Origin of the sequence: Paucilactobacillus nenjiangensis (assembly GCF_005405445.1) — a bacterium.
In the GTDB taxonomy this organism is placed as follows: domain Bacteria; phylum Bacillota; class Bacilli; order Lactobacillales; family Lactobacillaceae; genus Paucilactobacillus; species Paucilactobacillus nenjiangensis.
In genome coordinates, this window is sequence record NZ_BJEB01000020.1 from 1 (window position 1) to 6,843 (window position 6,843).

The following is a 6,843-nucleotide window of genomic DNA, read 5'->3' on the forward strand; positions in this document are numbered from 1 at the left end:
CAGATAATTCGGTCTTTGAATTGTTTGTCTGTTGTAGTTAGGTGAGTTGATTGAGTTGGGAAGCCGTTAAAAATAGTGCTGAACTTATCGGGCAGCTTCGGAGCATTTACGAAGAATAATAAATTGTTGTCGTACTATGACAATGGTTGATTATTTTAGTAAAGTGACGAAGTTGATAAGAGATGCCGTTAATGAGTAGTGCTGAGATTCACGGGAACTTGTGAACATTAATAGGCACTCATTGTTATCATGAACTTGGATAATAATGAGTGCTAATTAAGTGGAGCAAGTTGATAAGAGAAGCCATTAAAGAATAAGTGCTGAACAACTCGTTTAATCAACAAAAAAATAGAAGTAACCTCGCAAATTTGCAAAGTTACTTCTATTTTTATTATTCTGAAATTTCAACTGTTGACATAATAACGTCTTCTAGAGGCTTATCAGACATGTCACGTTCAACTGCTTCAATTTTATCAATCACATCTTTACCATCGATCACTTGTCCAAACACAGTGTGACGGAAATCAAGCCATGGAGTTCCACCATTCATGTATGGTTCGATGATTTCTTCTGGATAACCAGCTTCACGCATTTGTTCATCAGTTCCAGGTTGAACACTCTTGTTTGAAACGATAAAGAATTGGCTACCGTTGGTATTTGGTCCAGCATTGGCCATCGAAAGAGCGCCATTGATGTTGAATAATTCTTGTGAAAATTCATCTTCAAAAGAATCGCCAAAAGCACTTTCGCCACCCATACCAGTGCCTGTAGGATCGCCACCTTGGATCATAAAGTCTTCAATGACACGATGGAAAATAACACCATCATAGTAGCCTTGTTTAGCTAATGTTGTGAAGTTTTCAACCGTTTTAGGTGCTTGTTCTGGGAACAATTGAACGGTAATATCACCAAGATTAGTTTTAATTGTAGCCTTTGGTCCCTTAGCATTTGCTAAGTCAAGTTGAGGTAAAGTCATTATAAATCTCCTTTAAATTTCATTTTAAACGTCGCGTACCATTATAGCTGATTTCAAGCAGACTTGAAACTATTTTTAACTCAACAAAAATGACGCCAAAATCGCGTCATTTGAATTCGGATTAATCTGCATTTAACAATGGCAGCAACATGATGGCAAAGGTCAGCCATTCTGCCCATAAAACAATAATGGTACTGGTCCAATAGTTACGTCGATGTTGAAAATTGAAGAGTGAAAAAGTAAGTCGAAGCGAAGGTATCCGCGTTGACCTGTGCCACGAAAGCAAAGATTTCTCCTTCCGAAGTATGAATATAAATCCAAATGGACACTGCGATAATCGCAAACGTGACAACAATCATGACCCCAATCATTTCAAGGATTGACAGGAATGATGGAACATGAAAAATTCGTTGCCCTTGGAAAATTTTTGCGTAGTGAACCGCAACTAGTAAGACGATAACAAATGCCAAGTTCATGGCCACCGCACCCAAAATTGTTGCATTCTTGGAGTAAGATAAGTTCACGAAACTGAGTTGAAAGTGCTTAGCTAATGGATTATTAGTCGTAACCAGCATCAACAGAAATAAGCTGAGACTCCCAAAGTAAAACCAATTATTTAAATTCGTCAGTCGATTTCTTAAATCATTCATTTCAATCCCCCCTTACTTCTCTAATGGTGGCAGCTTAGAAACATCAAATGAAACTACCCGTCCAATTCTTGTTTGTTCATGTGTCTTATAGGACCGTGCACTAGATTCGAAAATTGCGTACATTCGGTTACCATCAATCGTGATTTGTTCCAGATGTGAAGGTATTTTAATAACTGCTTCGGCATCATTTTTAGTGAATCGACGTTTATTACTATCAATTTTGTAAACGTAAATTTCCGAATCGCCAGAACCGTATGATTGGGAAATATACATCAAGTTCTTATAAAATGAGAACCCTTGAATTTTACCAATTGACTGCTGTGAAAGCTGTTCACGCACATCATTACCCAGTAAACTTCCACCAGATACATTTTTAATGCTGTTACGGCCACTCAAGACTTTATCAACATCAAAACGTTGCACGGTACTATCGCCAGTCACGCTGAAAAATCCGACCCACAGCTGTCCATCACGGTAAGCAACAGTCGATGCTTTAGCAATTCCCGGCAATAAAGCCACATGGGTATAGTTAATTGCATTGTTACTCTTGGCAAAATCATAACTATCAATATCATCCATCTTGATAGCAATCAAAGCTGCTTCTTTTCCAGACGAGCCACAAACCCATAATAGATTTTTGTCAGCCTCGTAGGCAACACCACCTACATGCGGACGACCTTGCAAAATCACATTTTTCAAATGTTTACCCGTTGAACGATCAATGATACTCAAAATTGATGCTCCACGATATTCATGGTCATACGACGAAGTAATAATATACTTCGGTGTCACCGCTACTCCTTGCGGCGTCATGAAATTCGAGGTAATGACTTGATTTGTATTTTTTGACCCGGCATTGTTTGTCGCCAAAGTATTGGCCTCATCTAATGCAGGTACCACAAAAGTCCCTTACGCATCACTGTCATTGTCATTCGTATCAGTTACACAATTGATTACATATGATTTTGCCTGATGATTTTGGCCATAGTAATCCAACGAAGCAGCGACCAATTTAGAATATTCATTCAAATCTTTGCGCAAATTTTTCAAGCTGAACGCACTGTAGTACTTATTATAATCAGTATCAATTTTTGGCTTTGCGTACTGTAATGGACCCAAGAAAATAAACCCTAAAATGGCCAATAACAACATGGCCAAGCTAATCCAATTAAGATATTGTCGTCGCATACTTTTCACTCCCCCCAATTTATGTATATAACTCGCTTTCAATGGCATTTTATCATAAGTTGCCCTATTTTATAAAAGAATATAATACTCTATTAGTAGTTTATTTTTTATACTGACACTAAATGAGCTTATTAGGTGCAATTCCGGCACGTTATGGCTTAAAATTTGTGTTGTTAAGAGATGACTGATAATATTTGGTAGTACATAAGACTACAATAGATGGGAGTGTTGTAATTATGAACAATGGAAAAATGGAAATTTCCAAAGCCAAAACGTTAGTGGCCTTTCTTATTATTCCAATTGAATTAATCTTGGGGAATGTCGTTAAAGTTATCGACGATCAACTCATTCGGGTAATTATCGTTACCCTACTTTTCTTTACTGGTTTCTCATTAGCAATTTTTCTTTATCACGATGTTTTGAAAAGAGACTGGAAGTTATTCAAGGAACATATTTGGCGGAATCTATTAACTGCAATTATTGGGTTAGTGGCCGCGCCAGTTATTCTCTATGGAACACGGTTCCTGACCCAGATGCTGTTTGGCGCTACTGCAGGCGGTGCTAGTGGTGACTCAACTGGAACCACTACAGTCCGGATGGCATTAATCACGGCAATCGCTAGTTTGGCAGCTTTGATGGCCCCATTTACGGAAGAAATTATTGCTCGTCATGCGCTGTTCTATCAATTTAAGGGCCGTGGCGCCGTGACCGTCCTGATGTTTTTCTTCTCCGCGATTTTCTTTGGCTTGATTCACTGGAATAACTTCAACGGTAACGTTGTTGAAATGATTCCCTATATGATGATGGGTGCTTGGTTCTCATTACTTTATCTGTATAGCAAAAATATCTGGGTTAGTATCACCACCCATTTCTTGTTTGATGTAATGACCCCAGTCGCCTCGATCTTTATGTTAATCATTACAATTATTCAACACTAGATTAGGCATCTTTGAAACGGTAATTCTCAATTTGAGGATTATCGTTTTTTTGTTAAAAATACCAATTATGTTATAAGGCTTATTCGTGTTATCCAAAATAAAAATATATTATACTCGAACTTTTGAAAGCGTATACAAGAAAGGGAGCTATTTTATGGCAGAGAAATCATTATATAGTACACATGTTATGAATCATGATGGATTAACCGGAACTACCTATGTTGAAGGCAACGAAGGCTTAACTTTAGGAGTTAGCAGCTCATTAATGGACGCCCCTGGAACCAACCCAGAACAATTCATTGGTTTTGCAGTCAGCACCTGTTTTAACGGTACGATTCGCTTAGTTGAAGAACGTAAAAAGTTACCTCAAGAAAGTACGATTCGTACCACCGTTGATATCGTCAAAGACGCGGTTGGCTACAAATTTGTTGTGCATGCTCAAATCAAATTTGATACTTTAGACAAATCGACTGCTTCTGGCGTGGTTGATGCCGCTTTAGACGAATGCCCAGTAGCTAAATTAATCAAAGCTAATGCCGATGTTTTCTTTGAAATCGTAGACGATTTTGATTCAGATCCTACTTTAGGCGAATAAATTTTAGACGAAAAAATCTCAGAAATATTTCTGAGATTTTTTATTTTCAGTCTGTTTTAATTTTTCAATTAGTAATTTTGACGGCTGTGGCACATTTAGTTTGGGTATGGACGCAATCGATTGTTGCCAGCGACTAGTCACTCGTAACTTGGCCTCATCCGTCATTGCTCCAAATAGTTTGTCCGTGACATCTTTCCATCGCTGACGTGTCTCAGGATTCGAATCAGAAATGGCTTTCATCATGATTCTAAAATTGACTGGCCAATTCTTTGCTAATTCACTGAGACGGTCATCATCAGTGGCCTCAAATAAGTCAAAAATTGAATTCAAGAATTCACCCCGTGTCGCATCGTCAATGCTCTCTAACCATCGAGTGATTGATGCCTGGGTGTACTTGGATAAAGAAGTCGTACTAGTGGCTAAGACAAATTCATGCCCTCGTGTGGCCCATGAATGCGGATCATGTTGGTTAAACCCGAAGCTATCTGACTGTACCACTTGATAACTTGATTCGGGTTCCAACAACAAGCCGATGACAGAGGCTTCGGGAATCAATTTGTGGACTCGATCAATACAATAATCCGGGATTGTTTCATTCAAACCGGGGCCATCCACACTATAGGCAGCTAAAATGTCCTCTCGGCGAGATGCATGACTGTGCACCAGTGTATAAACAGCTAAGTTACCACCTTTAGAATGCCCACCTAAATAATATTTTCCAGGATAATGTCGATGCATTTTTTGATAGTATTTGAGTGCTGCTTGCTGTGATGGAATTTCTGGCATGAAGGTTAGATTAAAATCTTCCTTCCAATCTGTCAGTGTGGCTGTCGTCCCGCGATAAGCGATAAATGACAAGTTTGTTAACAAGTCAAAAGTGACGGCACTAAATTGCTCTTCCGCCTCAATGTCTTGTCGTTCAACCCAATCATGCCAATTTAGGCTACCAAAGCGGACACTTCGCTGCATCACTCGTAACAGTTCAGCATTTTGATTAGCACGCCAAGTGTTTTCAATCACTGTCTGAATTTGTCGTTCATTCATTTGCGCAATCGATGTAATCTTTTCCGTTTGTAAGTACGCAAAATCCATGTACGCCAATTGTGACAACACAACTGCGTCAATGTCATTCAATGGTTCATCTATAAATGAATTTTTACCAAATTCGATCACATAATCAATCATGGCCGATTGCTGTCAATCCCTTCACGAGTAGTTCCTATTAATTCGAATTATATTACAAGCGATAATCCAATTCAAATTGAACTCATGAAAGCTGATTTATGGCTAGTTTGAATAGTCTTCCAATTTGGTTACAGCATCAGCACCATACACAATTTGTTGCACTTTCTTGGCAATTTTCGTAATCTTTGGGAATCCGCTAAAACCACTTTGATTATGGCCATGCGTCATGATCACTAGAATATATTTTTGCCCATTTGGCATCGTAACAATTGCAGCATAGTTATTGGTATCATCCAAGAAACCAACTTTATCTGCCACGGTGGTACCTTTGTCTGCCGCAGCAACACCTGCTGGAATACCAGTTCGATAAATTTGTTTACCCATTAACTTCAAAATTTTAGCTCGATCACTAGCATTGGAGAATGAACCAGTTCCGGCTTCTAATTGTAAGCTATAACTTGTCGAGGTGGCATTCTCATCTGTTTGGAAAACTGGTGAATACCAGCCCTGATTGCTAATAAATTTGTTGATTTTACTCATGCCATATTTTTGCAATTGTTCTTCAGCAAAGTCATTTTCACTATTCACAATCATGCGGTAAAAGCCATCTTCATTCGTGCTATTCCAAGTGAAATTTCCATTAAGCTTTTGTTGCATTAAATACGCCGTGATAAATAGCTTGTAAGTGCTGGCTGTCGTTTGAGCCGTATGTGCATTTGACTCAACCTGCAATTCACCTTTTTTATAAACATCTGCATATTTTGATTTAGCTGCAGTGCTACCACTCGTTGCACCAAGGTTATAAAAACTAACGCTAACCGTGCCATCATCAGTGACCGTTTTTAAATAGTTGGTCAAATTTTCTTTAATAATTTTTTGTCGTTTGGCTACTTCTTTTTGTGTTTCAGTTTGAGCGGTCCCACCCGATGATGCTTTGCTGGTATGGACATACTGATACCCGATAATTGCAATCAGTAAAATACCAACCACACCAATAATTGCTTTTAAAAATTTCTTCTCTGCTTTTTTCATAACGAATATCATAACAAATACGTTATGTCTTTATACGGACAAATTTAGGTACATTTGTGTAAGATTTTATGAATTATTTATGGCTTAGTGTCACGTAATAACTTGATATCAGCCGATATGTTACTTTTTGTCGTACACTACCGGTAATAGAGAGCTAGATTTCTCACATTTAATGCAATAAATCTGGTTCTACAAAATGTCAGTACAAAAAACTCTCTGAGGATGTCGCTACGCTCCATTCCTCGTAACCATATCAAGAAATAAAACTGCCCTCAAGAT

The 6,843-nt window shown here is 38.3% G+C and carries 8 protein-coding genes; 2 read left to right on the forward strand and 6 right to left on the reverse strand.

Translation table 11 applies throughout. The annotated features are described in order from the left end of the window. Window positions 1-391: 391 nt before the first annotated feature. The 4 genes from FFM59_RS04395 to FFM59_RS04410 all read right to left on the reverse strand — a co-directional run bounded on the left by FFM59_RS04395 (window position 392) and on the right by FFM59_RS04410 (window position 2,814). Complete coding sequence (locus FFM59_RS04395) at window positions 392-976, reverse strand: peptidylprolyl isomerase (RefSeq protein ID WP_137601836.1); 585 nt, start codon at window positions 974-976, stop codon at window positions 392-394. Between the two features lie 206 nt (window positions 977-1,182). After that, complete coding sequence (locus tag FFM59_RS04400; RefSeq protein ID WP_137601837.1) at window positions 1,183-1,626, reverse strand: hypothetical protein; 444 nt, start codon at window positions 1,624-1,626, stop codon at window positions 1,183-1,185. 12 nt (window positions 1,627-1,638) lie between these two features. Continuing rightward, window positions 1,639-2,496: a YncE family protein gene (locus FFM59_RS04405; RefSeq protein WP_170175930.1), complete on the reverse strand. Its 858-nt coding sequence runs from the start codon at window positions 2,494-2,496 to the stop codon at window positions 1,639-1,641. 39 nt (window positions 2,497-2,535) lie between these two features. Then, on the reverse strand, window positions 2,536-2,814 hold the full coding sequence (locus FFM59_RS04410; protein WP_137601839.1) for an ABC transporter ATP-binding protein: 279 nt from the start codon (window positions 2,812-2,814) through the stop codon (window positions 2,536-2,538). 236 nt (window positions 2,815-3,050) lie between these two features. Between FFM59_RS04410 and FFM59_RS04415 the strand changes: the two genes are divergently transcribed. Next, window positions 3,051-3,752, forward strand: a complete 702-nt coding sequence (locus FFM59_RS04415) for a CPBP family intramembrane glutamic endopeptidase (RefSeq protein WP_137601840.1) — start codon at window positions 3,051-3,053, stop codon at window positions 3,750-3,752. A 154-nt stretch (window positions 3,753-3,906) separates the two neighbouring features. Further along, window positions 3,907-4,347, forward strand: coding sequence for an OsmC family protein (locus tag FFM59_RS04420; protein WP_137601841.1), 441 nt, complete (start codon window positions 3,907-3,909; stop codon window positions 4,345-4,347). An 18-nt stretch (window positions 4,348-4,365) separates the two neighbouring features. Here the strand turns inward: FFM59_RS04420 and FFM59_RS04425 are convergent, their stop codons facing one another. Then, window positions 4,366-5,532 carry an Mbeg1-like protein gene (locus FFM59_RS04425; protein WP_137601842.1) on the reverse strand — a complete coding sequence of 389 codons (1,167 nt, stop codon included), beginning with the start codon at window positions 5,530-5,532 and terminating at the stop codon, window positions 4,366-4,368. Window positions 5,533-5,634: 102 nt separating this feature from the next. Then, complete coding sequence (locus FFM59_RS04430) at window positions 5,635-6,564, reverse strand: serine hydrolase (RefSeq protein WP_137601843.1); 930 nt, start codon at window positions 6,562-6,564, stop codon at window positions 5,635-5,637. Window positions 6,565-6,843: the final 279 nt, after the last annotated feature.